At 64.9% G+C, this 25,558-nt stretch carries 22 protein-coding genes and 1 tRNA gene; 9 read left to right on the forward strand and 14 right to left on the reverse strand.

What is annotated here, in order from left to right; genetic code table 11:
* Positions 1–15 precede the first annotated feature (15 nt).
* A complete protein-coding gene (locus AXZ77_RS17400) occupies positions 16–216 on the reverse strand; it encodes a hypothetical protein (protein ID WP_098412097.1) in 201 nt (66 codons plus the stop codon).
* Positions 213–365: a hypothetical protein gene (locus AXZ77_RS19650; protein WP_176536065.1), complete on the reverse strand. Its 153-nt coding sequence runs from the start codon at positions 363–365 to the stop codon at positions 213–215. The genes AXZ77_RS17400 and AXZ77_RS19650 overlap by 4 nt, the downstream gene beginning before the upstream one ends.
* Here AXZ77_RS19650 and AXZ77_RS17405 point away from each other — a divergent pair.
* Positions 360–2,369: a glycosyltransferase gene (locus AXZ77_RS17405; protein WP_098412098.1), complete on the forward strand. Its 2,010-nt coding sequence runs from the start codon at positions 360–362 to the stop codon at positions 2,367–2,369. The genes AXZ77_RS19650 and AXZ77_RS17405 overlap by 6 nt on opposite strands.
* Positions 2,370–2,372: 3 nt before the next feature.
* On the opposite strand, the gene AXZ77_RS19690 is transcribed toward AXZ77_RS17405, so the two are convergent.
* Positions 2,373–3,440, reverse strand: a complete 1,068-nt coding sequence (locus AXZ77_RS19690) for a DUF2793 domain-containing protein (protein WP_098412099.1) — start codon at positions 3,438–3,440, stop codon at positions 2,373–2,375.
* A gap of 145 nt (positions 3,441–3,585) precedes the next feature.
* Between AXZ77_RS19690 and AXZ77_RS17415 the strand changes: the two genes are divergently transcribed.
* Positions 3,586–4,983, forward strand: coding sequence for a phosphomannomutase (locus AXZ77_RS17415; protein WP_098412100.1), 1,398 nt, complete (start codon positions 3,586–3,588; stop codon positions 4,981–4,983).
* Here AXZ77_RS17415 and AXZ77_RS17420 read toward each other — a convergent pair.
* The 3 genes from AXZ77_RS17420 to AXZ77_RS17430 form a co-directional block, all read right to left on the reverse strand.
* Positions 4,980–7,706, reverse strand: a complete 2,727-nt coding sequence (locus tag AXZ77_RS17420; RefSeq protein ID WP_098412101.1) for a DUF4214 domain-containing protein — start codon at positions 7,704–7,706, stop codon at positions 4,980–4,982. The genes AXZ77_RS17415 and AXZ77_RS17420 overlap by 4 nt on opposite strands.
* Before the next feature lie 134 nt (positions 7,707–7,840).
* A complete protein-coding gene (locus AXZ77_RS17425; RefSeq protein ID WP_098412102.1) occupies positions 7,841–8,494 on the reverse strand; it encodes an ABC transporter ATP-binding protein in 654 nt (217 codons plus the stop codon).
* Positions 8,495–8,499: 5 nt separating this feature from the next.
* On the reverse strand, positions 8,500–9,579 hold the full coding sequence (locus tag AXZ77_RS17430; protein WP_141536300.1) for a hypothetical protein: 1,080 nt from the start codon (positions 9,577–9,579) through the stop codon (positions 8,500–8,502).
* 224 nt (positions 9,580–9,803) lie between these two features.
* Here AXZ77_RS17430 and AXZ77_RS17435 point away from each other — a divergent pair, with 224 nt between their 5' ends.
* Positions 9,804–10,601: an ABC transporter permease gene (locus AXZ77_RS17435; RefSeq protein WP_098412104.1), complete on the forward strand. Its 798-nt coding sequence runs from the start codon at positions 9,804–9,806 to the stop codon at positions 10,599–10,601.
* Here the strand turns inward: AXZ77_RS17435 and AXZ77_RS19430 are convergent.
* The 3 genes from AXZ77_RS19430 to AXZ77_RS17445 all read right to left on the reverse strand — a co-directional run bounded on the left by AXZ77_RS19430 (position 10,567) and on the right by AXZ77_RS17445 (position 14,386).
* Complete coding sequence (locus AXZ77_RS19430) at positions 10,567–11,736, reverse strand: hypothetical protein (protein WP_141536301.1); 1,170 nt, start codon at positions 11,734–11,736, stop codon at positions 10,567–10,569. The two genes, AXZ77_RS17435 and AXZ77_RS19430, sit on opposite strands and share 35 nt — an antisense overlap.
* Positions 11,733–14,219 (reverse strand): glycosyltransferase, encoded by a 2,487-nt coding sequence (locus AXZ77_RS17440; RefSeq protein WP_176536066.1) that lies wholly within the window; start codon positions 14,217–14,219, stop codon positions 11,733–11,735. The genes AXZ77_RS19430 and AXZ77_RS17440 overlap by 4 nt, the downstream gene beginning before the upstream one ends.
* A gap of 91 nt (positions 14,220–14,310) precedes the next feature.
* Positions 14,311–14,386 (reverse strand) — tRNA-Trp (locus AXZ77_RS17445).
* 163 nt (positions 14,387–14,549) lie between these two features.
* Here AXZ77_RS17445 and AXZ77_RS17450 point away from each other — a divergent pair.
* Complete coding sequence (locus AXZ77_RS17450) at positions 14,550–15,110, forward strand: type 1 glutamine amidotransferase domain-containing protein (RefSeq protein ID WP_098412106.1); 561 nt, start codon at positions 14,550–14,552, stop codon at positions 15,108–15,110.
* 9 nt (positions 15,111–15,119) lie between these two features.
* Here the strand turns inward: AXZ77_RS17450 and AXZ77_RS17455 are convergent, their stop codons facing one another.
* From AXZ77_RS17455 to tuf, 4 genes are all read right to left on the reverse strand, one after another.
* Positions 15,120–16,106 (reverse strand): zinc transporter ZntB, encoded by a 987-nt coding sequence (locus tag AXZ77_RS17455; RefSeq protein ID WP_098412107.1) that lies wholly within the window; start codon positions 16,104–16,106, stop codon positions 15,120–15,122.
* Positions 16,107–16,176: 70 nt separating this feature from the next.
* Entirely contained in the window at positions 16,177–16,845 is a 669-nt protein-coding gene (locus AXZ77_RS17460; RefSeq protein ID WP_098412108.1) for a CatB-related O-acetyltransferase, read from the reverse strand.
* A 123-nt stretch (positions 16,846–16,968) separates the two neighbouring features.
* On the reverse strand, positions 16,969–17,844 hold the full coding sequence (locus AXZ77_RS17465; protein WP_098412109.1) for an alpha/beta fold hydrolase: 876 nt from the start codon (positions 17,842–17,844) through the stop codon (positions 16,969–16,971).
* A 142-nt stretch (positions 17,845–17,986) separates the two neighbouring features.
* Positions 17,987–19,162 carry an elongation factor Tu gene (gene tuf / locus AXZ77_RS17470; RefSeq protein ID WP_098412110.1) on the reverse strand — a complete coding sequence of 392 codons (1,176 nt, stop codon included), beginning with the start codon at positions 19,160–19,162 and terminating at the stop codon, positions 17,987–17,989.
* A 167-nt stretch (positions 19,163–19,329) separates the two neighbouring features.
* Between tuf and AXZ77_RS17475 the strand changes: the two genes are divergently transcribed.
* Positions 19,330–20,703, forward strand: a complete 1,374-nt coding sequence (locus AXZ77_RS17475; protein ID WP_098412111.1) for a cytochrome P450 — start codon at positions 19,330–19,332, stop codon at positions 20,701–20,703.
* A gap of 132 nt (positions 20,704–20,835) precedes the next feature.
* Here the strand turns inward: AXZ77_RS17475 and parC are convergent, their stop codons facing one another.
* Complete coding sequence (gene parC / locus AXZ77_RS17480; protein ID WP_098412112.1) at positions 20,836–23,064, reverse strand: DNA topoisomerase IV subunit A; 2,229 nt, start codon at positions 23,062–23,064, stop codon at positions 20,836–20,838.
* 170 nt (positions 23,065–23,234) lie between these two features.
* On the opposite strand from parC, the gene AXZ77_RS17485 reads away from it, so the two are divergent.
* The 4 genes from AXZ77_RS17485 (at position 23,235) to AXZ77_RS17500 (ending at position 25,557) form a co-directional block, all read left to right on the forward strand.
* Positions 23,235–23,759 (forward strand): SH3 domain-containing protein, encoded by a 525-nt coding sequence (locus AXZ77_RS17485; RefSeq protein ID WP_141536302.1) that lies wholly within the window; start codon positions 23,235–23,237, stop codon positions 23,757–23,759.
* Positions 23,760–23,880: 121 nt separating this feature from the next.
* Complete coding sequence (locus tag AXZ77_RS17490) at positions 23,881–24,720, forward strand: SDR family NAD(P)-dependent oxidoreductase (RefSeq protein ID WP_098412114.1); 840 nt, start codon at positions 23,881–23,883, stop codon at positions 24,718–24,720.
* Between the two features lie 61 nt (positions 24,721–24,781).
* Positions 24,782–24,985 carry a twin transmembrane helix small protein gene (locus tag AXZ77_RS17495; RefSeq protein ID WP_078521361.1) on the forward strand — a complete coding sequence of 68 codons (204 nt, stop codon included), beginning with the start codon at positions 24,782–24,784 and terminating at the stop codon, positions 24,983–24,985.
* The gene (locus tag AXZ77_RS17500; RefSeq protein ID WP_098412115.1) at positions 24,985–25,557 is read left to right on the forward strand and encodes a cob(I)yrinic acid a,c-diamide adenosyltransferase; all 573 of its coding nucleotides are present in this window, start codon (positions 24,985–24,987) and stop codon (positions 25,555–25,557) included. The genes AXZ77_RS17495 and AXZ77_RS17500 overlap by 1 nt, the downstream gene beginning before the upstream one ends.
* Position 25,558: the final 1 nt, after the last annotated feature.

The following is a 25,558-nucleotide window of genomic DNA, read 5'->3' on the forward strand; positions in this document are numbered from 1 at the left end:
CCGCCGTCAGCCGTCTCACTGCTCCATCGCCTGCGCGGCTATCGCGGCGCGCTGGAGCGGATCGAGAACGGGAGGGTGATCGGCTGGATCGCGAAGAAAGGCGATAGCACTCCGCTCGACATTGAAATCCACTGCAATGCCGGGCGGCTCCTCTCGGGACGCGCGGCGATGTTTCGCGCCGACCTTGCACAGGCTGGCATCGGCGCGGGCAATCACGGCTTCGCCTTGCCGCTTTCGGCGGCGTTGCAACAGGCCGCGAGATCAGCCTCCACATCCCCGGCGGCGGCCCAATCGCCACGCTGTGCTTCGATCCCGGCGCGACGCCGCATCCGAAAGAGAAAGACGCCCTGCATCGCTATATGCATGGCCCGATCATCTCGCTGCGCGCCGCGTCCACCGCGCAGGCGGACATGCCCGATCTGACCGCGCAGCAACCGCTCTTCGCGGCGCGTTCCGCGCATGGCGCAGACCTGCCCGCGCCTCTCTTTTCCTACATCGATTACGCGCGCCATCGCGCGGGCATGGCAGAGCATCTCCCGCTCGATGGCAGCGACGCGGCGGTGGCGGACATCCTGCGCTGGTATCTCGACAGCTACGCCGCGCAGCACCCGTCGCAGCAAATCCCGCTGAGCCGAGCCGCGATCGACTGGCTCAACGCGCAGACCCGCCCCGGCGGACCGAGCCGCGCGATGGAGCTCTTCGGTAAGACCGGCGACCCGGACGCGGCATCCGCATGGGCGCTTCGCGACGCCCCGTCGCTCGGGCTCGGCGATTGCCTCCTACCCGACAGCCTGATCGAGACGCTGGCAGAGACGAAAGGCTCCAGCCCCTGGCCGATGACCCGCGGGCTTCTGGCCCTGCGCGAGGCGATCCCGCCGCTCGCGCAATTCTCGCCGAAGACCGAGCGTCACCGCCGGATGCTGCATGTGCTCGCGATGATCCTTGCGGTCGAACGGCCCGAGATCCTGCTGTTCCTGCCCCGCAGCGAAACGAAGACGCTGCTCGAAGGTGGTCGCCTTTCGGATGTCTGCTCGCAACTGCATCCCGGTCCGCCGATCACCCGCGCGCGCTATGCTGCTGCGCTGCGCGAGAAAGGTTTCGACCTCGAGAGCATGTCCTTCCTGCGCACGCCCGACGGCCATCGGATCGCCGCCGCCACGCGCCCCGTCCCCGAAGGCACCGCCGTCGACGTTCAAATCCACGGCCCCTTCGCGAAAGCCTCCGGGTTGGGCCAATCGACGCGGCTGTCGCATGACATTTTGTCCCGCTGCGAGGTCACGCTCAACGCGGTGCAAAGCGCGCGCGACAATCCGACGCCCGCGCAAGACGGCGCCAAGACCGGCGCGCCGCGCCCCGCGCGCATCAACCTGCTGCACCTGAATGGCGACGCGGTGCCCCCGGCCTTCGCCTTCGACGCCGACAGCTACTCTGGCGCCTACAACATCGCCTATATGCATTGGGAGTTGGACCGGGCCCCGGCCTGCCATCACCTCGCGCTCGACCTTGTCGACGAGGTCTGGGTGCCCTCGGAATACTGCGCCGAGATTTACCGCAAAGAGACCGACACGCCGGTGGTGAATGTCGGGATGTGCTACCCCGAACCGCCCGCCATCGACCGGGCTCACGCGCGCAGCGCCCTGCGCCAACGCAATGATTGGCCCGCGGAAAGCTTCGTCTGCCTCGCCAGTTTCGACAGCTTCTCCTTCGTGCAGCGGAAGAACCCGCTCGGCACGATCCACGCTTTCCGTGAAGCCTTCGCCGAAGATGCGGAGGCGCGCCTGCTGATCAAGACGCAAAATCGCAGCCATGTCTGCGACGCGGCACAGGCTACGCTCTGGGCCGAAATCGACCGGCTCGTCGCAGCCGATCCGCGCATCGCTTTGCTCGACGAGACGCTCGATCACGCCGGGGTTCTGGAGCTGATGGCTGGCGCGGACCTATACGTTTCGCTGCATCGCTCCGAGGGCTGGGGGTTCGGCATGCTCGAGGCGATGACGCTTGGCGTGCCGGTCCTGTGCACGAGCTATTCCGGCAATCTGGAATTTTGCAACGAGGTCACTGCGTGGCTCGTGCCCGCGTCCGAGATCGAGATCGAGATCGAGATCGAGATCGAAGTCGCGCCGCAGGACTATCTCTATGTCGAGCCCGGAATGCACTGGGGCGAGCCGGATCACGCCGCCGCGGTCGCCCAGTTCCGCGCGGCACGCAGCGCCCCGGAGGCGCGCAGGAAAAAGGCGGCGCAGGCCGAAGCCTTCGTGCGCCACCACTTCTCTGCCGATGCGATTGCCGCGCGCTACAGTGCCCGCCTGTCCGAGATTTTCACCCGGCTCGACGGGGCGCGCAAACCGCTCGCCCGCCCCGCCGAGTAAGCGTCACACCCAGCGCCCGATCGCGGTGACGCTCAGGTCGCAGCTTTCACCGCTGAGGAAACTCGCGCCATTCGCGGCATAGACCACGGCGCGCGCGCCCGAGCTCGTGACGCCCTCGACACCCGCAAAGGAGATCGCGCCCGCACCGATGGCGCTGCCCGCCGCGAGGCTGTCCGCATCGAGCGCGACACTCAGAGAGGGCGCCTGCGCGAATTGCGCCGGATAGGCCCAATCCTGCTTGAGTGCCCAATCCGCGACGTAAGAAAGGCTCACCTGCGCCGAGCAAATCTGCGTGCCATCGGCAAAGCGGATGTAATCGCCCGAGGCGGTGCTGCCCTGCTCGATCACGGCGCCCGTCGACACGCCACCAACCTGCGCGACCGTGCCGACGACACCGCTGCCCGTCAGCGCTCCGTCGATCACCGCGCCTTGCGGCATCGCCGCGCGCCCGGTGGCGCCATCAATGCGCAGCCCCTCGAACCATGTCGCGCCGTCCGCGCTCGCCTTGATCGCGAAATCGTCGCTGCCGGCCAGCCCCATCTCGGCCCGGCCCGACCAGTTCGACTGGAACAGAAGGCTTGCCGTCTCGCCCGCCGCCGCCTTGTTCAGCTTGAGTTGATGGCCTGCCCCGGCATGGCTCAGAAGTGTGGCCTCCGCCGCGACGGAAAGCCGGTTCACCGCGTCATAGCCGGTCATGATCCCTACCCCGTCGAGCTGGCTCAACTCCGGCAACGGCGGCACGCCCCAAGCGCCCGCGGCGAAGACCAGCTCCACCGCCTCATCCAGCACGAAAGCGCGCCAGCCCTCACGCGGGGTCAGGAATTGCCACGCTCCGGCCGCAAAGATCGCAAGCGCCCCGTCCTGCCCTGCCCATGCGCCCAGCGCCCCGGTCGGCAGCAGATACCGCGCCCCCTCCGGCGGACCGATCGGCGGCTCGGTCACGCTGCGCGAAATCACCGCGAGCTGCACGAGCGCATCGAGCTGCTGCAGCGCCTCGTTATGGGTGACGTGTTTCTGGGCCTGGCTGCCAAGGATAAGCGGCAGCGCGAGATTGGCGGTCTGATCGGACATCGGGAGTTCCTGCGCTGGGTTGCGATGGAAGCCGACGATAGGAACCCGGCGTTAACCGTGTTTGAGAGCAGCGCACGGTGCTTGCCTGTCCGCCCCCCTCCCCCTAGGTTCGGCCCAATTTCAACGGCGCAGCATTCGAGGACAAATGGCACCGAAATTTGGCACCAGCGGCCTGCGGGGCCTCGTCACCGAACTGACCGACGCGCTGGTCACCGATTACACCCACGCTTTCATTTCGGCCTGCCCGCAGGGCGAAGCCGTTCATGTCGGTTGGGACCTGCGCCCCTCCTCCCCCGCAATAGCCGAGACCGTCATCGCCGCGATCCGCGCCGCGGGCCTCACCGCCATTCGCGAAGGCGCGCTGCCTACGCCCGCTCTGGCGCTCGCCTCGATGGGAGCGGGCAATTCGGCGATCATGGTCACCGGCAGCCACATTCCCGCGGATCGCAACGGGCTGAAATTTTATGTCCCGCATGGCGAGATCGCGAAGGAGGACGAGGCCGCGATTCTCGACCGGCTCGGTCAGGACCATCCCGCAGCCGAAAAACCGGGGCCCGAAATCCCGGGGGCGGACAGCGCGGCGCGCTACATCGCGCGCTATGTCGACGGGTTCGGGGCGGACGCCCTCGCAGGGCTGCGCATCGGTGTCTATCAGCACAGCTCGGTCGCGCGCGACATCCTCGTCACCGCGGTGGAGGCGATGGGCGCGACCGCCGTGCCGCTCGCACGTTCTGACGTTTTCATCCCCGTCGACACCGAGGCTGTCGATCCCGAGACCCGCAAAACCCTGCAAGGCTGGTGCGCCGAACACCAGCTCGATGCGGTGATTTCGACCGATGGCGATGCCGATCGTCCGATGCTGAGCGACGAGACCGGCACGCTGATCCCCGGCGACGTGCTGGGCGCGCTGACTGCTCGGCTTCTCGGGGCAAAAATCCTCTGCACGCCGGTCTCCGCCAATACGATGGTCGATGCGATGCCCGAATTCGACAGCATCCATCGCACGAAGATCGGCTCGCCCTTCGTGATCGCCGCGATGGAGGCCGCGCGCTATGCCGATCCCTCCGCGAAGGTCGTGGGGTACGAGCCCAATGGCGGCTTCCTCCTGGGCTTCACCGCAACGGGCCCTGCGGGGCCGATTGCGCCGCTCGCGACGCGCGATTGCCTGCTGCCGATCGTCGCTCCGCTTGTTGCGGCGAAACAGGCCGGCACCGCCCTCAGCGGCCTTGTCGCCCAGCTTCCCGCCCGTTTCACCGCGGCCGACCGGGTCGCCGAAGTCCCGACGGACCGTTCGCGCGCCTTCATTGACCGCCTTGCCGACGACCCCGCCGCCCGGGCGGAATTCTTCAGCGATTTCGCCCCGGCCGAACAGATCGACCGCACCGATGGGCTGCGCCTGACCTTCCCCTCGGGCGAGATCGTCCATCTGCGCCCCTCGGGCAACGCGCCCGAATGCCGTTGCTATGCCGAAGCCGCAACATCGGAGCGCGCGCAGACCCTCGTGGCGCGCTACCTCACGGCGCTACGAACCGAACTCACCTAGCCCGAGACGTCGAACATCCCGTCGGTGAACAGGCCGAGATCGGCATCGATGAACTCGACCGTGACGCCCTGATCGGTGAAGGTCACGCCGGAGCCCGCCTCGACCATATGGCTGCGGGCTTCGGCGGCAGAGCTGTAGTTGAAGCCATCGAAGCTCAGCCGATCCCAGGGCTCGATATCGATAATGACATGGTGCCCGTCCTCATCCGCGCGGAAGACGAACTGATCCGCCATCGCACCGCCCTGCAGCAGATTGTACCCCTCGCCGCCATCGAGCTGATCCTCGAAGCCGAAAGAGCGGAACCAATCGATCTGCGGCTGCGCCGTCTGGGTGATCATCTCGGGGCTTTGCGCAAATGCGGCGACCACTTTCTCGCGGGTGTAGCCCCCGCTGTCGAGCTGATCGACCCACCATGTCAGCCCCTCGCTGTCCGGCGCCCGCCCCAAGACGTTCTGATAGAGAAGCGAGACGAAACCGGCATCGTCGAGATTGCCGTAGGTCGACGTGAATTCGGGCGAATTGACGAAGCCGGAGACGACATCGAGGAACTCCATCCCGTCCGCCTGCATCTCGCTCCAATACATCATCCCGCCTAGGTTCGGCTCGCGCCCCAGCGTCGCTTGATACAAACGGAATACGTCATCGGTGAAATCCGTCTGCGCACTGGCATGGCTCAGCATGAGCGTGTCGATCTCTGTCGAATCCCGAAATTCCGGGCTTTCCGAAAATCCCAAAACAACTTCCTCCCGACTTTTCACCCCCTGATCCAGCTGGTCGAGCCAATAGGTCAGCCCCCCGACATCGGGGGCCCGATCCAGCACATTCTGGTAAAGCAGCGTCAGGAACTCCGCGTCGCTCGTCTCCGCGTAGTTCGACTGGAATTCCGGCGAGTTGATGAACCGATCCGCGACCTCCTGAAGTTCGACCGCGCCGCTCGACAGGAGGTCCGTCCAATAGTGCAGACCGTTCCCATCGGGCGCCCGGTCAAGCGTCGCCTGATAGACCCGGAACACCTGTGCCGCGAACGGATCGTAGCTGCGATCAATCCGCCCGCCATTGAGCAGATCATCCCCCGCCATGCCTTGCAGGATATCCGGCCCGTCATTGCCGACGAGCAGATCATCGCCGCCGCGCCCGTCGATCAGATCGCCCTGCGCGGTACCTTCCTTGTGGATATCGCCGACCTCGAGCGGGTTGATTGCGGAATGCCACAGATCGCGTAGCTCCGAGGTTTCGAAATCCGCGGCGCTCAGGCTTGAGCCGTCCGCGGTATTCACGATCACCCGCTCATCGCCGATCCGGATATCGGCCCCCGTCGCGGTCGGGGCGATATCCAGAGCCTCCTTGATGTAGAACCACGCCATGCTCGAGAGGTCGAGCCGATCGATGCCGGGCTCGTAATCCATGATGAAATCGGTGCGCCCGTCCGCGTCGAGCACGAACACATCCTGCCCCTCGCCGCCCCAGAGGGAATCCGCGCCGCCGCCGTCTTGCAGAATGTCGGCCCCCGCCCCGCCACGGATTTGGTCATCGCCAGCGCCACCGGAAATCTGATCGTTCTCGACGCCGCCGTTTGCGGTGTCGCCACCATCGCCAAGCTTCAGCGCCAGACCAGCGGGGCCCAACTCCACCTTGATATGGCTGATCCCCATCCCCTGATCGCTCAAGCTCGCGGGCACGTCGCCCGCCACGAAAATATCGAGCCCGGTCGCATTGGCGATCATCGCCGCCGCAGCCGGATCAGAAAGCGCGGTCTCTAGCCCGTCTGCCAGTGTCCCGATCTGGACCAGTTTGCCGCCGGGCAGCAGCGTGAGCAGGCTGACCCCATCATCGGCGCCTCCGGCCAGCACATAGACCTGATCGCCCATCGTCACGGTTTCGAGCGTCGTCATGCCGTCGAACCGCGTGCCCAGATCGTCATTGATCTGATCGGTGACCTCCATCCGACCGCCCGGACCGAGCGCCACGACAGAGATCGAGCTTGTGCCCGCCGCCCCCAGAACCGCGTAGGCCTGTCCGCCCACCTGGATCGTCTCGATCGAATTCGGGGTGTTGATGAAGAGGCCGTCGCGCGCATCGATCTGACTGGCGATTTGCAGCTGTCCCTGCGTATCGAGCGCGAGCGTGGTCAGCGAATTATCCGTCACCGAAGCCGCAAGGACATACTGCGCGCCCTCGATCTCGACCGTATCGAGCGCATGGACGTCATTCTCTGACCAGACCTCGCCCGCGATGCCCTGCGCGATCTCGGTCATCCGGCCTCCGGCACCCATCTGCCAGACATGCAGCCCGCTGCCATGCGACAGGGCCCCGACGAAAAAGCTCTGCGCGCCCGGTTGCAGCGGCGCGATCGCAAGCACCGCACCGGGCGCAACCGCCCCCGGCAGCGTGAACACATCGCTGATTCCGCCGTCATTCTGGTTCAGCCAGACCGCCTGAAACGCGCCCGACGCCGAACCGGTCACCATTAAGGCAGAGCTGCCATCGATCGAAATCTCGGTCAGCGTCCCGGCCGCATCCAGCCCTGCACTCTCGCTCAGATAAGCCAGATCGCTCGAATTCAGCCGCGCAGTCAGCGGGATCTGCGAGATACCGCCCGGCGCATTCGAAATCGAGTAGAGCGTCGGCCCCGTCTCGCCCTGCACGAGAAGCAGGTCGGTGATCGACGTCAGGAAGTTTTCCGCATCATTCGTAACAGTCGCGACCGGCGTCAATTGAGGCATGCTCACCTCCGCTTTCCATGTTCACACTGTCTGAACTGTGAGGCACGGCTGGGCATAGAGCGCGGAGGAAAAGCGGCCCAAAAAGGGTTTTCTCTCAATATTTTAATAGAATGCGACGGCTCAGAGCGCCCAGTTCAAAGCATGTTGCGTTCGTGGCAGGCAATCGCGGCGTTGAGATCGTCGAAAAACTCAAGCCGTCCACGCTCCAGCACCGCGCCGCAATCGCAAATCTCGCGCAACTGGTTCATCGAGTGGCTGACCACAACCGCCCCGGCGTCTTTCAGCCGGTCGCGAAACAGGGCTGCGCTCTTTTCGCGAAACGCGGCATCGCCGACCGCCGTGATCTCGTCGACGAGATAGGTGTCAAAGCTGATCGCCATCGACGCCGCAAACGCCAATCGCGCACGCATCCCGGAAGAATAGCTGCGCAGCGGCATCCGGAAATGCGCCCCAAGCTCGGCGGTCGTCTCAACGAAAGCCACCATCTCATCGGTATCCACCCCGTAGATACGCGCGATGAAGCGGCAATTCTGCGCGCCCGTCAGGTCGTTGTGAAACGATCCAGCGAAGCCCACCGGGAACGACACGCTGCCCCGCGTGATCACCCGCCCCCGATCGGGCCGCGCGGTGCCTGCGATCATCTGCAGCAGCGTCGACTTTCCGGCGCCGTTTCTCCCCAGCAACGCGACAGATCGGCCGCTTGGAAAGCTCGTGCAAATATCGCGCGCCACGACCTTCTCGCCACCGGGAACGCGGAAACTCTTGCTGAGATTTTGCAGCCGGATCATCGCCGTTACCGACGGTCCCGGATCGCGTAGCCCACCAGGATGCCAATCGCCCAAAGCAAAACCAGGCTGCCCGCGATCAGCGCCAGAAGCGTCTCGCGCCGCGGATATTCGGCACTTTCCGCAAGGGTCGGCGCCATGAAGGTCGCGAGAAACCGGCTTTTACGGCGCGCCTCGGCCTCCGCCGCGTCATAGCTTGCGCGCGTCGCCGCATAAGCACGCTCTGCGAATTCGCGCTCCGCCATAAGCCGCTCGTACTCGCCGACGATGCTCGCGAAGGCTTCTTCCTGGGAGCCGCCATCGATCCCGAGCTTGCGCCGCTCCGCCCCGATTCTGTCCTCGATCACCGCAAGTCGCCGCTCCGCCTGCTTCAACCGCGGGTCCGTCCCGCTGCGCACCGTGCCGCGCAGCAGATCACTCTCAATCATCACCTGCGCCTGCTGTTCGAGCAGCGACCCCAGCACCCCCGCCTGACTCTGCAAATCCATCTCCGGACTGATCAGTTGGTGGCGATTGCGAAAGGTGGTGAGCGCCGTGCGCGCCGTCGTCAGACGCACCTCGGCGCGCCGCAACTCTCCGCGCGCATGGCGAATCGCATCCTCGCGCGCGGCGTTGCTGAGCCGGTTAATCATCGCAGAGCTTTGTGCCATCAAGGTCTGCGCGATCCGCTGTGCCGCGCCCGGATCGAAAGCGCGCACCTCGATGTCGAGCAGTCCCGCGCCCGCCCCGTGCCGCACATGAACCATGCGATTCCAATAGGCGACAAGCTCCTCCAGAGTGGCGTCGCCAGGAAGTCCGAACACCGGATCGGATCGGTCGCGCGACCAGATCGCCCTCAAATCGAGCGCATCGTCGATCTGCGCAACAAGGCTAGGGCTTTGAATGAATTCATAGAGAATGTCGGTGTCGCTCGAAGACGCGCCCGACAGGCTGGACAGACCGCCGAAAAGATCGAGCGCCGGCGCCATTTCCTCCCGCTGCACCGTGAAGCCAACGCGTGAAACGAACTGATCGGCCGCCTGCGCGTAAAGATAATAGGCCGCCACCAGAACCGGCGCGATCACCAGCGCCATGAAGCTTAACGCCACAGTCTGATGCCGCCGCCGCCAGCGCGCCTTGCGTGCGGGGGCGCATATGCGCTCGGCACCGGCCGGAGCGGCACTGGCACTTCGCGCAGTCCGGCCCCCTTCGCGAGGACGGGCGTGGCCTGCGCAGGCTCGTTAACCGCGTGTTTCACAATTGGCTCCACTATCGGTCGCGTCAGGGTCCAGCGAACACGATCCGAATTGAAAACCGGTAAACGAGGCTCGAAATGTTCTCCTCCCGCGCGGCGCGCGTCCCTGCCCGGTCCTTCCCGGCGCTCCGTGCCATCGGCGCGCTCATTCTGCGCGAGATGTCGGCAAGCTACGGTCGCTCACCGGGGGGCTATCTTTGGGCGTTGCTCGAGCCGATCGGCGGCGTCGCCCTGTTGACGCTGTTCTTTTCGCTGACCTTTCACGCGCCGCCGCTCGGGGCCAGTTTCGCCCTTTTCTACGCGACGGGCTTGCTGCCTTTCATGTTGTTTTCAGACGTTCAGTCGAAGGTCGCCAACGCACTCACCTATTCGCGCGCGCTCCTCGCTTATCCGACTGTGAGCTTTGTCGATGCGCTCATCGCACGGCTCGCCCTGAATGTGCTGACGAAACTTGTTGTTTCCTACCTCGTCCTTCACGGATGCCTCCTGATATTCGACACCCGCGCGAGCCCAGATCCGCTGCGTATCTTCGAAGCAGCAGGTCTCGCCGTATTACTGTCCTTCGGGATCGGCACCCTTAACTGCTACCTCTTTCTGCGCGCGCCGGTCTGGCAGCAGATATGGTCGATCCTGATGCGTCCTATGTTCCTGATTTCCGGAGTCTTTTTTCTCACCGACCAGTTGCCGCGCTGGGCCGCGGACACCCTATGGTTTAACCCGCTGGTCCATGTGATCGGCTATCTGCGACGCGGCTTTTTCCCGACCTATCAGCCCGACTATCTCTCTGCGTTCTACGTCATCGGCGTGTCGCTCGTGGCCCTCGCCCTTGGCCTTTTGGCCCTCAGGACGAGCTACCGGGATCTCCTCGCAAGGTGAACGATCTGGGCCGCGGCGTTTGATCTCGCGGCGCTCCAAGGAGCGCGGTCCGCCACCGATGAGAACGGTCCGCGCGCAAAAGGACACCGAGCCGCTCCGCGATAAACGCGTCGAGTGCACCGAGCTCGGCCCCCTCGGGCAACGGTTTTGAAAGGAGCCGCCCTGCAAACGCGCGCAATTCATTTCGATCATCGAGCGGCGCCGGGCCGCGTTCGATTTCAGGATGATACGGATATGGCGTCGTCCATAGCGGGTCGTCGAATATTTCCTCCGCTTGTACGGCGGGTAGGACGCGCTCGAGCTCTCGACGATGGCCCTGTGCAAGCCGCTGCAGAGGCTTGACGTGATGTGGCGCGATCGCCCACGCGCGACGCAGCGCGGGTCCGTTCGCCATTTGCCGTTGCAATACGAACTCGATCTCTGCGCGATGGCTATCCCGCCGAAAACGGCGATTGCGCAGCAAAAAACCAAACTGTGCTGCGCTGCCCGTGCTGTGGCACGGTCCGATTGCGTTGCCCGGCGTTCCCAGCAAAGCGTCGGCGAAGGTGACCACATCCTGCTTTGCCGGCGCGACCTGCAGTCCCACGTTGGGAATGCGCGCCCAGGCTGCGAGATCTCCGCCAAAGCTGAACGGGACATGGCGGGACGAAATCCAATCGTCGAAGCGGGGCCGGCACCAGACACCCCATTGCCAGAATGCTGCGTTCATCCACGTCAGGGGAGGACGTAGAAAGGCCAGCACGGTCACGGGCGGATGGCCAAGGTCAGAAAGCAGCCGCGTGAAAAAATCGGGCCGGCGAATCCAGCCCTCATTCGAGAAGAACGGGATGTAGCCACGCCGCCGCGCGCGTGCGATCTCGCGCAAGACGAAATCGCCGAGAGATTTTGCCGCGACCTCCCGACCGGGATCGGGCATCGAGACATAGCCATAGGGAGATAGCGCTGCGGCGCGGCGCACGGCCCTGCCACGCAGCGGCATGAATTTGCCGCCCACTCGCACCGCGCCGATATAGCGCACATGCAAACCGGCGCGCGATGGCCGGTCCGGTTCCGCGCTCCATGCGGCTTGAAGAGCCGAACTGCCGCATTTCGGAGCGCCTATATGGAAGATCGCATGACTGTCCTCGAAGGTCATGCCACCCACCTCTGCGTGGCGGGCGGCCCAAAGAGGCGATCGAGGTCTATATCCGATGGCCAGCGTGGCACTGGCAAGACGCCCCCTTTTGCGCCTGCGGCTCTGACCGCTTCAGCTTGAGCACCAAGGTCGAAGCAGTACACGGGCAGGCCGGTGGTGAGCGCCTCATGCGTGGTGAAGGAAAAGGTTTCCGGCCAGAGCGATGGGATCAGCCATCGGTCAATTCCGTACCGCGCGATCAGCATCTGCAAATCTGGGGGCTCAAACGGGCCGTGGACGTGGTTCGGCGTGCCCAAATGAAACCGCGGATCGAGGCTTCCCAGCAGGACCAGCCGCGCGCGGCCGTCCGCCGCGAAGGTCTCACCCAAGGCCTCGACAACCGCTGCGCCTTTGTGGACGCCGATATGACCAAGCACGCCAAGAACAGAGCCTGCGGCGCGGGCGCCTGCCTGGGGCCGTGGAGGCGGCCGGATGAAAATCGCAGGCCGGGCCACATCATGCGGTTTGCAGTCGAGTTTCTGCGCGACGTCCGGGTGGGCCGAGGCCACAATTTCTGCGGAGCTGCGGGAGAAGACTTGCAGTCGCGTTGCGCTGGTCAGTGCCGCGCCCCAAGCACTTTCCCAATCCGAGAGATCGTCGGTTGAAGAGCGCTGAGGCTGCTTCCGAGACTTGGCCCGAGGGCCGATATATTCGGGGATCTCGCGCAAGCTGTTTGGCGCACGCAGGAGCGTGTAGGCCTCGCTCAGGGGCAAGTAGTCGTGAAACAGGATATCGAGCTGCTGCGTCGCGGATAGTTCCGTAAGCAGCGCGGGTATCTCGAGCGGGTCCGGGTGGCCAACGCCGCAGGAATAGATGACGTGGCGATCCGGCAGAAGCTGCAGCAGCGAGAGGATCACCACACGATCCATTGTCTCGATCGTGCTTAGACCGAGCGGGTCGTGAAGCTCAATGGACCAGCGCACGGAACCACCGACGCGAAGAACGACGCCCCGTCGCCCGGCGCGAAGCTCCGAGGCGATTTCTTTGCGTAGCCACATCTCCGCACCGCCGCCGAGGGAATGTCCGAGCCAGATCTTGATCGGCTCGGTTTGCAGCGCGCTCGCTCGGGCCAGGGCGAGCGCGAAACGCGGGGCCGCGAGCGGATCGCTGGCAAGGAAACAATCGACGGCGCGCGGATAGTTTGGATAGCGCCTCTCTACCTTCGCCTGATTGCGGTCCAAGAGCTTTCGTCGCGCCGCCGCGCCGAAGGAGGCGCTACCGCGATGCTCCACGAAGAGCGAGCCGATCCCGATATGCCGCCCCCCGAGCCGCCTTACCTTCTGACACCAATCCGTCTCTTCCCCGTAGCCGCGTCCGAAGGCAGGGTCGAATTGCGGGAGCTTGGCGAGAAAGCGCGGTGCGAGCGCCATACAAAAGCCGATGCCGGTCGGCAGGTCGGCGCACGCCTGCACCGGGTTCATGCGCGCCGCGACGGCGTCGATCTGATCGACGGCCCCGGGCGGCAGATCGCTCCGCGCTCCGGCTTTCGGCACGGACAATATCTGCGCGTCATTCGACATCGGCGTAACGCTTGCGATCTGCGGATCGGAAAGTGGAGCCACAAGCCGTGACGCCCAGCCCGCAGGCACGAGGGCATCGGAATTCAGCAAAACCACCGGGCGCTCCGAAAAGCGCCTGCGCGCCACCTCGAACCCGCGATTGACCGACGCGACGAAGCCGAGATTTGTGTCATTTTCTAGAAGCGTCACGTTCGCCCGGCCATCACACCAATCGCGCAGAAACGGCCGCATCTCGGGATCGGTCGAGCGATCCTCGATCACGATCAGATGCCAGTCGAGATCGGTGTGCTGCACGGCGCGGGCGAGCGCCTCGCGCAGCAGCGCCCGCGCATTGAACACGGGCACCACGATCACGATCCCGGGGAACGTGGACGGCTCGGTCGGCGACGAGCCGCGGAGAAGGTCAGGCGGCAGGGTCGCACCCCGCGACTGCCCCACGAGACCGAGCGCAGATTTCACACGAATCCCCGCGGCACTGTCGTCGTGGTGTCGCCAGCGCCAGATATCGCGAGCATGACGGGCGATTCGCCACAGGAACACCGGGGCAAGACGCAACTGCCCCCATGCGAGGCGAGCCCTGCCGATCGGCGGCAAAACCCAGCTTTCCTCACCTTGCCCATCGGCATCCGTATCAGGAATTACCAGTTCCACCTTGCCGCGCCAGAAAGGCACGTCGAAGGCAAACTTCGCTGGCCCCGATGGATCAGGCTCGAGCGCGCAGCGCTGCGCCACGCCCCCCAAGCGTAAAATCACCTCGCGCGCATCGATTCGCCCTTCCAGACGAAGACGGTTGCCGCGGAAATCGTAGCGCGTGACTTGCACCCGCCGAGCCGCCGCGCGCGGCCCCAGATCCGGCACCCTCCGCGAAATCCGGAGATTCGCATCCACATATCGCTGAAAGACCCGGAAAATTCTGCCAAGCACGACGGTTCCTCGCGACAGCGCCCAAAACCGGCGTCAAACGACGCCACTTCGGGAACGTTACGCGAACGAACGTAAATTTTCAGGAAACGGCTGGCAGGGGCAGAGGGACTCGAACCCGCGACCCTCGGTTTTGGAGACCGATGCTCTACCAACTGAGCTATACCCCTAGGCCGTGGCGTGGGTGCTAAAGTCTCACGCGACCGAAATCAAGTGCCTTTCCACCTATCTTTCGCATTTCCCCGCCGAAGAAATCGCCGTGGAACGCATGCCGGGCGCAGATCGTTTTTCTCCCGAACCTGCGCAAGCTGCGCCTCAAGGAAAGGAAAGCAAATGCCCAAGATTTCCGAAGCCCGCATTCTGATCATGGCCACCAACGGTTTCGAGCAAGCCGAGTTGACCGTTCCGCGCGACAAGCTGACCGAGGCCGGCGCGCAAATCGACCTTGCCTCGCTCGATGGCGACGACATTCGCGGCTGGGACGAGACCGACTGGGGCGAGACCGTTTCGGTGCAGTGCAAGATCTCCGACGTCGTCGCCTCCAACTACGATGCGATCGTTCTGCCCGGCGGTCAGATCAACCCCGACCTTCTTCGCGTCGAGAAAAGCGCGCTGGACCTGCTGCGCAGCTTCTACGACCAAGGCAAAGTGGTCGCCGCGATCTGCCACGCGCCGTGGCTCCTGATCGAGACCGGCATCGCCAAGGGGCGCAAGATGACCTCGTATCATTCGGTGCGCACCGATGTCGAAAACGCCGGTGGCGAATGGGTGAACGAATCCGTGGTGTCCGACAACGGCGTCGTCACCTCGCGCAACCCGAAGGATCTGGACGATTTCGTCGCGAAGATCATCGAAGAGGTTCAGGAGGGCCGCCACATGCGCGAGGCCGCCTGATCGCGCGAACTACCGCTTCCCGCGCTTCGAATAGAGGCGCAGGAGGCCCATCACCATCAACGGAGCCGCGACGATCAGAACGCAGGCGATCACAAGATAAGTGAACGCGTTGTCGGAGTTCAGCCCCGGCATCCCGCCAATGTTGACCCCGAACAGGCCGGTAAGAAACCCGAGCGGCAGGAAGATCGTCGACACGACCGACAGCACGAAGGTATTGCGGTTGACCCGATCCGAGAGTTGGCTCGACAGTTCTTCGCGAAGCACCTGCGCCTGATCGCGCAGCTCGTCCATATCTTCTGAAATCCGCGTCATTTTCAGCGCTTCTTCCTCGATCTCGCGCCGCGTGACCTCGTCGATGATCGGGCTCGCCGCCTGTGTCAGACGGATCAACGCCTCGCGTTGCGGCGCGAGGTAACGCCGCGCCGCGATCACCTGCAGCCGCAAATCCAGAACGTCGCGGCGCATGTGATCGGCCTGCCCGCCATAGACCTGATCTTCCAACGCCTCGGCGCGCTCGTCCAACTCGGTCTGGAACACCCCGATATTGCCGACGATATCCTCGGTCAGTCGCACGAGGAAGGTTCCCGCATCGCTGGGCCCCTTGCCGTCGCGGATCGCCGCGTTCATTCCTTCGATCGCGCGCACCCGCTTGCGCGAAATCGTGAGGATACGCTGCCGGTCGAGATACATCCGCAGCGAGACCATATCCTCGGGGTCTTCGCCCTCGTTGAAGTTGATCGCGCGCAGGATCACCAGAAGCCCCTCGCCGATCTGGCTCATCCGCGGGCGCGTGTCGACATCGAGCAAGGCCTCCACCGCCTGCGGGTCGAGGTAATCCAGCTCCTCGCGAATCCAGCGCTGTGCCTGCGGATGCGTTCCGTCGAGATGCGCCCAGGCGAGCCGCTCGTCCCGCAACGCCTCGACGATGTCGGCGGGCCCGTCGGGATCGGGCGCACCCGTCAGGATATGCGAGAAGAGGATCGGGCTGTTGGTCATCCGGGCTCCGGGAGAATTCGTCGCGTTGCCCAGAGCCTAGCGTCGTTGCGCGCAGCGGCAAGCCTCTCGCTCAAGGCGCGTATTCGGCCAGCGCCGCCACATCCCCCGCTTCCAGCGCGGGCAACGCCCTCTGGATCGCCTCCACCGGCCAGTCCCACCACGCCAGATCGAGCAATCGTGAAATCTCATCGGGGCTGAACCGGGACCGCACCACGCGCGCCGGATTACCCGCGACGATTGCAAAGGGCGGCACGTCCTGCGTGACCACCGAGCCAGCCGCCACGATCGCCCCCGCCCCGATGCGCACACCGGGCATCACCATCGCATTGAAGCCGAGCCAGACATCCGGCCCGATCACCGTATCGCCGATCGCGGCATTCTCCTCGAGATATTTCCCCGCCGTCTCCATGTCGAAGATCCGGAACGGATAGGTCGTGATCCCGCCCATCGGGTGATTGGCCGAGGCGGTGATGAAGCGCACCCCATGCGCGATCTGCGCGAAGGGCCCGATCACCAGCCGCTCGGGGCAGCCGGGATAGAGGTAGGGCGCAAGCTCCGCCGCCGCGTCCGCCACGGGGGCAAGCGGGCTGTAATAGGCATAGCGCCCGACCTCGATATTGGGATGGTCGATCACCGCCTGCAGGAACACGGTCGGTTCATGCGGCGTGCCATCGGGCAGAAGAACGGGATTGCGGGTATCGGGCGCAGGAAAGCGCCGCGGCAGCGGATGGGCAGACATGGAGAGACCTCTCTCGATCAGGGTTTCAGGGAAACGGGATCAGAAAAGGGTCTTGTCCATCGGAGCCTCCATCGTGCGTCCCATCAGTCTAGCGCATGCGACGGGGCCGCGCCAGCCGCCTGCTCACAGCTTGCGCGCAAGCCAGCCCTTCACCGCCTCCGCGATCTGCTCCGCCGCCTCGGGGTCGAGGTGGAAATGGTGGTCGCCCGCGATCTCGATGCTCTCGTAATCGGCGATCAGCTCGGCCCCCCATCGCGCCAGCTCCGCCGTGCCCTCGCGCTGCGCCCGGATCCCGTCCCCGGCCCAGATGTTGAGGACCGGCGCGCGGATCGCCCGCAGCACCGCCTCCACATCGTCGCGGTCAAGCTTCACCGCAGAGCTCGCGAACAACCGCCGGTCGCCGCGCAGATGCCAGCCCTCCGGGCCTTCTTCCAGCGCACGGTCCGCCAGCGCCTCGGCCACCGCGCGCGCATTGCGCTGCTCCGCGCGGCGCGCAATATAGTCCTCACGCGTCGGAAAACGGCGCGGAGGCCGCGCCGCCTGCGTTGGCACCTCGGTCAGATAGGCGCGCAGCGTTGTGACGAAATCCCGCGCCACCGGCTCGGGGGCCAGCGAATCGAGCGCGATGATCCCGCGCACCCGCTCCGGGATCGCCGCCGCCAGCAGCGCCGAGATATTGGCGCCGCGCGAATGGCCCAGAAGCACGCACTCCTCCCAGCCCAGAGCCTCGAGCACCCGCAGGATCTGCGGCAGGTCGTCCCAGATATTATAGCTCGCATGGGCCGCACGATGCCCGCTCAGGCCCTGCCCGCTCAGGTCGAGCGCGACGACGTGGCAGCCCTTAAGCCGCGGCGCGAGTTCGGCAAAGCTGTCCGCATGATCCATCCAGCCATGAAGCGCCAAGACCGGAAGACCGTCCTCGGCCCCCCAGGCGCGCCCGGCGATCCGCAGCCCGTCCACGTCCCAATGGCACTCGCGTGCCGCAGTTGCCTCTGCCATGTCACGCATCCTCCCTCATGGTCCGCCCGCAGAAGACCTAGCGCGACACGCCCGCGATTACGACCACCCGCGCAAACCCCTCACGCAAAGCAAAAGGGCCGCCCAACCGGGCGGCCCTTCGCAAATCGCTATGATCCGAGGATCACTCGATGATTTTCGACACGACGCCGGCACCGACGGTGCGGCCACCTTCGCGGATTGCGAAGCGCAGACCGTCTTCCATCGCGATCGGGGCGATCAGTTCGACTTCGAACTTCAGGTTGTCGCCCGGCATGACCATCTCGGTGCCCTCGGGAAGGGTCACGGTGCCGGTCACGTCCGTCGTGCGGAAGTAGAACTGCGGACGGTAGTTCGCGAAGAACGGGGTGTGACGGCCACCTTCCTCTTTGGTGAGGATGTAGGCTTCAGCTTCGAACTTGGTGTGCGGCTTAACCGAACCCGGCTTACACAGAACCTGACCACGCTCGACGCCGTCACGGTCCACACCGCGCAGCAGCGCGCCGATGTTGTCGCCAGCTTCACCACGGTCCAGCAGCTTGCGGAACATCTCGACGCCCGTGCAGGTCGTCTTCGAGGTGTCGCGGATACCCACGATTTCCAGTTCGTCGCCGACGTTGATCACGCCACGCTCGACGCGGCCGGTCACAACCGTACCACGGCCCGAGATCGAGAACACGTCTTCGATCGGCATCAGGAAGGGCTGGTCCACGGCGCGCTCCGGCGTCGGGATGTAGCTGTCGACAGCTTCCATCAGCGCGCGGATCGAGTTCTCGCCGATTTCCGGATCACGGCCTTCCATCGCGGCCAGAGCCGAACCCTTGATGATCGGGATATCGTCGCCGGGGAAGTCGTAGGACGACAGAAGTTCGCGAACTTCCATTTCCACGAGCTCGAGCAGCTCTTCGTCGTCGACCTGGTCAACCTTGTTCAGGTACACGACCATCGCCGGGATGCCGACCTGACGGCCGAGCAGGATGTGCTCGCGGGTCTGCGGCATCGGGCCGTCAGCTGCGTTCACAACCAGGATCGCGCCGTCCATCTGCGCTGCACCCGTGATCATGTTCTTCACGTAGTCGGCGTGGCCGGGGCAGTCGACGTGCGCGTAGTGGCGCGTCTCGGTCTCGTATTCCACGTGCGCGGTCGAGATCGTGATGCCGCGGGCCTTCTCTTCCGGCGCGCCGTCGATCTGGTCATACGCGCGGAAATCACCGAAATACTTCGTGATCGCAGCCGTCAGCGTCGTCTTGCCGTGGTCAACGTGGCCAATCGTGCCGATGTTGACGTGCGGTTTGTTACGTTCAAACTTTTCCTTTGCCATCTCGCGGGGCGCCTCTGGTTAGGGGGCCGCTAGCAGCGAGCCCGAGTCAATATCGCGCGCTACCTATTGCGCTGGCGGGGAAAAATCAAGCCCGGAATGCAGGGTTTCCCCTGTCTGTGTTCGCGGTTTCCCTTGGGCAGCGACCGGCGCCGCACTACCATCTGCTCATGGATTACGCTGCGACAGACGACACTCACCGCCTTCCGGCCCGTGCGCCCCTTGCCGAGCATCCGCTGGGCATCTTCGCGAGCTTCCGCGCCGCGCGGCGCAACCTGTTGGAAATCATACCGGAACTGGCGACCCATGCGCCGATCATCTCGGGCAATACCGGGGCGCGCTGGCATATGGTGATGGACCCCGACAGCCTGCGCCACATCCTCAAGACGCGCGTCGATGATTATCCAAAATCGGTGGTGACCAAGCTCATCCTCGGCCCTGCCGTAGGGGAAGGGCTGTTCGTCGCCGAAGGGGCCGAATGGCGCTGGCAGCGCCGCGCCGCCTCCCCGGTCTTCGCCGCGCGCAACATGGAGGCGCTCGCCCCCGTCATGGGCGCCGCAGCGGAGGCCTCTGCCGCACGCATCAGCACCGCCGCCGATACCGGCCGCGCGGTGGACCTGCATCAGGAAATGGTGGCCGCGACCTTCGAGGTAATCTCGGACGTGACCTTCTCGGGCGACGAGGGCTTCGACCGTGCCGCGATCCACCGGGCGATCGACGCCTATATCTCGCAGACGGCGAAGGTCTCGCTTCTGGATCTCTTCGCCCTGCCCGCCTGGGTGCCGCGCCCGCATCGGGTGATCTCCTCGGGCGTCGTGCGCGACCTCAAGCGCCATGCGGACCGCGCGATCGAGGCCCGGCGCGCGGGCGAGGCGAAGGCGGTGCCCGACCTTCTGGACCTGCTCGACGGCGCGCAGGACCCCGAAACCGGCCGCGAGATGAGCCCGGCCGAGCTGCGCGACAACCTGCTGACCTTCATCGTCGCAGGGCATGAGACGACCGCGCTGACGCTCGCCTGGGCGCTCTATCTCTGCGCCTTCGATCCGCAGGTGCAGGAGGCCGCCCGTAGCGAGGCGCAGGCCGCGCTCGGTGCGCATGCGGCGACCGTCGATGACCTGCCAAAGATGCCCCTCGTCGCGCAGATCGTGAACGAAAGCCTGCGCCTCTACCCGCCTGCGGGCTTCCTGTCGCGCACGGCGCGCAAACCCGACACGCTTCTGGGGCGCGAGGTGCGCGCAGGCGACACGGTGATGCTGCCGATCTACGCGCTACATCGCCACCACGCGCTGTGGGACGACCCGCATGCCTTCCGCCCGGATCGCTTCGCCGATCCAACGCATGACCGCTTCGCCTTCCTGCCCTTCGGGGCCGGGCCGCGGATCTGCATCGGCGCAGGCTTCGCGATGCAGGAGGCGCAGATCATCCTCGCCACGCTCCTCGCCCGGTTCCGCTTCACCGCCGTGCCGGGGCGCGAGCCTGTGCCGGAGATGATCCTGACCACACGCCCGAAGGGGGGCATCTGGCTGACGGTAGAGCGCGCGTGACGGGCGCGAGCAAACACGCGCCCTTCGTCTTGGCGAAAATATCCCGGGGGTGAATTGCCCGGCAGGGCAAGAGGGGGCAGCGCCCCCTGGCGGATCGCCCGGGCCAGCCCGGACGATCCCTCAGGCAAAGCCTCAGGTGAACCTGTTGTCCCGCGGGAAGCCACGCGGCGCCATGCGGCCCGCCGAGGCCCGCTTGCCGGTCCATTCGGTGAGATCGGTCTCGGTCCGGGTGCGGCCCGCCGGGTCCTTCCAGCTCAGACCATCGGCCAAGGTGAAGGTCTTCGCGTCGCTCAGGCCACCGTCCTTGTATTTCTGCAGCCGGACGCCCTTGCCGCGCGCCATCTCGGGCAGTTCCTCCAGCGGGAAGACCAGCAACTTGCGGTTCTGACCGACGCAGGCGACCGTATCGCCATCGATCTTCGAACAGACGGTGGTTTTCGCCGCGCCCTTCATGTTCAGAACCTGCTTGCCCGATTTGGTCTGCGCCACGAGCTCCTCGCCCGGACAGACGAACCCGTCGCCATCCGAGGAGGCCAGCAGGTATTTCTCGCCCGCCTTCGGCAGCAGCAGATGCGTCACCTCCGCCTCGTTGGGCAGGTCGACCATCAGCCGCAGCGGCTCGCCCATGCCGCGCCCGCCGGGCAGATTCGCCCCCAGCACGGTATAGGCACGTCCGTTCGAGCCCATCGCGACGATACGGTCCGTGGTCTCGGCATGCATGGCGAACATCGGCCCGTCGCCATCCTTGAACTTCACCTCGGCATCGAGCGCGTTATGGCCCTTCATCGCCCGGATCCAGCCCATCTTCGACAGGATCACGGTAATCGGCTCGCGCTCGATCATTGCCTCGATCGGCACTTCCTCGACCTCACCCGCCTCGGCGAAGCCGGTGCGCCGTGCGCCGCCCTCTGCATTGCGGCCGAATTTCTTGTCGATGTCTTTCAGCTCACCGCCGATCGTCTTCCATTGCAGCTTTTCGGAGGCGAGCAGGTCTTCGAGCCCCGAGCGCTCTTCGATCAGCGCATCGCGCTCGCGCTTGAGCTCCATCTCCTCGAGCTTGCGCAAGCTGCGCAGGCGCATGTTGAGGATCGCTTCGGCCTGCACGTCGGACAGCTCGAACTCGGCCATCAGCATCGCCTTGGGCTCGTCCTCGTAGCGGATGATCTCGATCACCCGGTCGAGGTTCAGGAAGGCGATGATATAGCCTTCGAGCACTTCCAGACGCGCGTCGATCTTGTCCATCCGGTGCTGCGAACGGCGCAGCAGCACCTCGCGCCGGTGATCGAGGAAGGCGCGCAGCACCTCCTTGAGCGAGCAGACCTTCGGCACCCGCCCGTCGATCAGCACGTTCATGTTGAGCGAGAACCGGACCTCCAGATCGGAGTTCTTGAACAGCATCCCCATCAGCATCTCGGGCTCGACGGTGCGCGATTTCGGCTCCAGCACGATGCGGATATCGTCGGCGCTCTCGTCGCGCACATCGGCCAGCGCGGGTACTTTGCGGGTCTGGATGACCTCGGCCAGACGCTCGATCAGCTTGGATTTCTGCACCTGATAGGGGATCTCGGTGACGACGATCTGCCATTGACCGCGACCCAGCTCCTCTTTCTCCCAACGCGCCCTCAGGCGGAACGCGCCGCGGCCCGTGCGATAGGCGTCGCGGACATTCTCGGGCGGTTCGACCAGCACGCCGCCGGTCGGGAAATCGGGGCCGGGGATATGCTCGACCAGCTCGTCATCGGTGATGCCGGGGCGCTTGATCATCTCCAAAAGCGCCTCGACCAGCTCGCCGAGATTGTGCGGCGGGATGTTCGTGGCCATGCCGACCGCGATGCCGCTTGCGCCATTGGCCAGGAGATTCGGGAAGGCGGCGGGCAGCACGACCGGCTCGGTCAGCGTGCCGTCGTAGTTCGGGCGGTAATCGACCGCGTCCTCGGCCAGACCTTGCAAAAGCGCCTCGGACGGGGAAGCCAGACGCGCCTCGGTGTAACGCGAGGCTGCCGGGTTATCGCCGTCGATATTGCCGAAATTGCCCTGCCCGTCGACGAGCTTGTAGCGCATCGCGAAATCCTGCGCGAGACGCGCCATCGCGTCGTAGATCGCGGCATCGCCATGGGGGTGGTAGTTCCCCATAACGTCGCCCGAGATTTTCGCGGATTTCCGGAAGCCGCCGGTGGGCGACAGCTTCAGCTCGCGCATCGCGAACAGGATGCGCCGATGCACCGGCTTCAACCCGTCGCGCGCATCGGGCAGCGCCCGGTGCATGATCGTCGAGAGCGCATAGGTCAGATAGCGCTCGCCGATCGCACGGCTCAGCGGTTCGGAACTGGTGGAGAGGGGATTTTCTTCGTCACTGCTCATGCGGATTTACTAAAGCCGCGCCCGATCCCGGTCCAGCGGGAAAAGCAGGAATAGGAATTTCCACGGAACTTTTCCCCCGTCGGCGGAATTTCACCGACGTAGAGCAGAGAGAATCGTGTTAACATTTTTCACGCTTCCCCAGCTGCCAAGTCGGAATCAGGGGGTTGATCATGGGTAAGTTGTTGCTGACCACTTTGGCGGGTATTTACGCCGTTATGGCCATCGCCGGACGCGACGTTCCCGGGAACGTCGAACAGGCCTCTGCGGCCACGTCGAATGACACCGTACAGGTCTCACGGGCCGCGAATGACAATCAAGAGCTTTCGGCCAGCGAGGCCCCTCAAATTGTCGCGAAGGCTGCTGCATCGCAGACCAACACGCCGAAAGTCGAGAAAGCTTCGTTGATCACGCGCATCACGCCGAACACGCGGATGCCGGGCCCCGAGCTAAAACCGTCGCCGGAATATCGCGACACCTCGGCGCCGAAAGTCGAGGGCGGCACGCTCTGGAGCGTGACGGCCAATGCGCTCAACGTGCGCTCGGGCCCCTCGACCAGCAACGCCGCGATCGACCGCGTCCGCAAAGGCGATGAAGTGCTCGTCGTGGCCGAGAGTAGCGGTTGGGCGCATGTGAAGATCGAGGGCGACGGCACCGAAGGCTGGGTCTCCAAGAAATACCTGCGCCCGGCAAATTGACCTAAACCGGCCCGCGAGCCGCTAAAATCTTGCCTTTTCAAATAGCTCGAAATACCCCCGTCGGAGGCAAACCTCCGGCGGGTTTTTCTTTGCACCGCCGAACCACTGGGAAGGCGCGCGCATGGCCAAGACGATCCTGATCACCGGATGCTCCTCGGGCATCGGCTACGACGCGGCCCACGGGCTGAAAGCCGCGGGCTGGAAAGTCTTCGCCACCTGCCGCCGTGAAGAGGATTGCGAGCGCCTGCGCTCCGAAGGGCTTATCTCCTTCCAGCTCGACGTGGCCGATCCCGAAAGCATCGAGGCCGGCTTCAACGAGGCGCTGGCGCGCGGGCGCGGCCGGCTCGACGCGCTCTACAACAACGCCGCCTTCGCCTGCCCCGGCGCGGCCGAGGACATTCCGCCCGGCGCGCTGCGCGAGATCTTCGAGACCAACCTCTTCGGCCTGCACGACCTGACGACCCGCGCGATCAAGGTGATGCGCGCGCAGGGCGACAATGGCGAGGGGCGCATCCTGCAATGTTCCTCGGTGCTGGGCTTCGTCGGCCTGAAATGGCGCGCGGCCTATGCCTCGACGAAATTCGCGCTGGAAGGGCTGACCGATGTGATGCGGCTCGAAATGGCCGACACGAATATCAAGATCGTGCTGATCCAGCCCGGCCCGATCACCTCGAAAATCCGGGTCAATTCGATCCCGCCTTTCGAGAAATGGGTGGATTGGGAGAATTCCGCCCGCCGCGCGCAATACGAGGGCAGCCTGCTCAAGCGCCTCTACCAAAGCCGCGGCAAGCCCGACACGTTCGAACTGCCGCCCTCCGAGGTGACCAAGACGATCCTCAAGGCGCTCGACGCCCCGAACCCGAAGCCGCGCTACAAGATCACCACGCCGACCAAGGCAATCAGCGTCGTGCGCCGCTTCCTGCCCGACCGGATGCTCGACTGGGTGCTGGACAAGGGCTGAAAATCCTTTCGCATTTTCGTGATCTCCAGCTATGTCTTGAGCCCAGAGGGAGAGAGACTACATGCGCAACGACCCGTTATTTTATGTCGTCGCTCTGGCGAGTTTGGCGGTTCTGGTGATCTTGATGATCGGCATCGCGGGCTTCGGACGCGGGGGCGATTTCAACAAGAAACATGCCAACAAGCTGATGCGGTTGCGCATTGCCGCCCAGGCGGTCGCGATCGCGCTGATCCTGTTGTTCGTTTATCTTAGAAGGGGTGGCTGATGGTCGTTCTCAATCGCATCTACACGCGCACCGGCGATGCCGGGGAAACCGCGCTCTCGAACGGGGTGCGTGTCGCCAAACATTCCGCACGCGTGACCGCCTATGGCACCGTGGACGAGCTGAATGCGACCGTCGGCATTGCGCGCCTGCATGCGGATGAGGCGCTGCAAAAGCAGCTCTCCGTGATCCAGAACGACCTGTTCGATCTGGGCGCCGATCTGGCGCGGCCCGATATGGAGCATGACGGCGAGGCGGGCTACCCGGTCCTGCGCATGGTCGAGTCCCAGGTGACCCGGCTCGAGACCGAGATCGACGCGATGAACAAGAAGCTGGAGCCGCTGCGCAGCTTCATCCTGCCGGGCGGCACGCCGCTCGCCGCACACCTGCATATGTCGCGCACCGTGGCACGCCGCGCCGAGCGTGAAGCCGTGTCGCTGGCCGCGATCGAAGGCGTCAACGAATGGGCGGTGAAATATCTCAACCGCCTGTCCGACTGGTTCTTCGTCGCAGCCCGGATCGCGAATGACGACGGCAAGGACGATGTACTCTGGGTTCCAGGAGGAAGCCGCTAAG

Source organism: Thioclava sp. ES.031, from assembly GCF_002563775.1.
Lineage (GTDB): Bacteria > Pseudomonadota > Alphaproteobacteria > Rhodobacterales > Rhodobacteraceae > Thioclava.

Excerpts from the sequence above, each read along its gene's own strand:
- AXZ77_RS17405 (WP_098412098.1), top strand. The coding sequence starts at position 360 with ATGCATGGCCCGATCATCTCGCTGCGCGCCGCGTCCACCGCGCAGGCG.
- AXZ77_RS19650 (WP_176536065.1), bottom strand. The coding sequence starts at position 365 with ATGCATATAGCGATGCAGGGCGTCTTTCTCTTTCGGATGCGGCGTCGC.
- AXZ77_RS19690 (WP_098412099.1), bottom strand. The coding sequence starts at position 3,440 with ATGTCCGATCAGACCGCCAATCTCGCGCTGCCGCTTATCCTTGGCAGC.
- AXZ77_RS17415 (WP_098412100.1), top strand. The coding sequence starts at position 3,586 with ATGGCACCGAAATTTGGCACCAGCGGCCTGCGGGGCCTCGTCACCGAA.
- AXZ77_RS17420 (WP_098412101.1), bottom strand. The coding sequence starts at position 7,706 with ATGCCTCAATTGACGCCGGTCGCGACTGTTACGAATGATGCGGAAAAC.
- AXZ77_RS17425 (WP_098412102.1), bottom strand. The coding sequence starts at position 8,494 with ATGATCCGGCTGCAAAATCTCAGCAAGAGTTTCCGCGTTCCCGGTGGC.
- AXZ77_RS17435 (WP_098412104.1), top strand. The coding sequence starts at position 9,804 with ATGTTCTCCTCCCGCGCGGCGCGCGTCCCTGCCCGGTCCTTCCCGGCG.
- AXZ77_RS19430 (WP_141536301.1), bottom strand. The coding sequence starts at position 11,736 with ATGACCTTCGAGGACAGTCATGCGATCTTCCATATAGGCGCTCCGAAA.
- AXZ77_RS17450 (WP_098412106.1), top strand. The coding sequence starts at position 14,550 with ATGCCCAAGATTTCCGAAGCCCGCATTCTGATCATGGCCACCAACGGT.
- AXZ77_RS17455 (WP_098412107.1), bottom strand. The coding sequence starts at position 16,106 with ATGACCAACAGCCCGATCCTCTTCTCGCATATCCTGACGGGTGCGCCC.
- AXZ77_RS17460 (WP_098412108.1), bottom strand. The coding sequence starts at position 16,845 with ATGTCTGCCCATCCGCTGCCGCGGCGCTTTCCTGCGCCCGATACCCGC.
- AXZ77_RS17465 (WP_098412109.1), bottom strand. The coding sequence starts at position 17,844 with ATGGCAGAGGCAACTGCGGCACGCGAGTGCCATTGGGACGTGGACGGG.
- tuf (WP_098412110.1), bottom strand. The coding sequence starts at position 19,162 with ATGGCAAAGGAAAAGTTTGAACGTAACAAACCGCACGTCAACATCGGC.
- AXZ77_RS17475 (WP_098412111.1), top strand. The coding sequence starts at position 19,330 with ATGGATTACGCTGCGACAGACGACACTCACCGCCTTCCGGCCCGTGCG.
- parC (WP_098412112.1), bottom strand. The coding sequence starts at position 23,064 with ATGAGCAGTGACGAAGAAAATCCCCTCTCCACCAGTTCCGAACCGCTG.
- AXZ77_RS17485 (WP_141536302.1), top strand. The coding sequence starts at position 23,235 with ATGGGTAAGTTGTTGCTGACCACTTTGGCGGGTATTTACGCCGTTATG.
- AXZ77_RS17490 (WP_098412114.1), top strand. The coding sequence starts at position 23,881 with ATGGCCAAGACGATCCTGATCACCGGATGCTCCTCGGGCATCGGCTAC.
- AXZ77_RS17495 (WP_078521361.1), top strand. The coding sequence starts at position 24,782 with ATGCGCAACGACCCGTTATTTTATGTCGTCGCTCTGGCGAGTTTGGCG.
- AXZ77_RS17500 (WP_098412115.1), top strand. The coding sequence starts at position 24,985 with ATGGTCGTTCTCAATCGCATCTACACGCGCACCGGCGATGCCGGGGAA.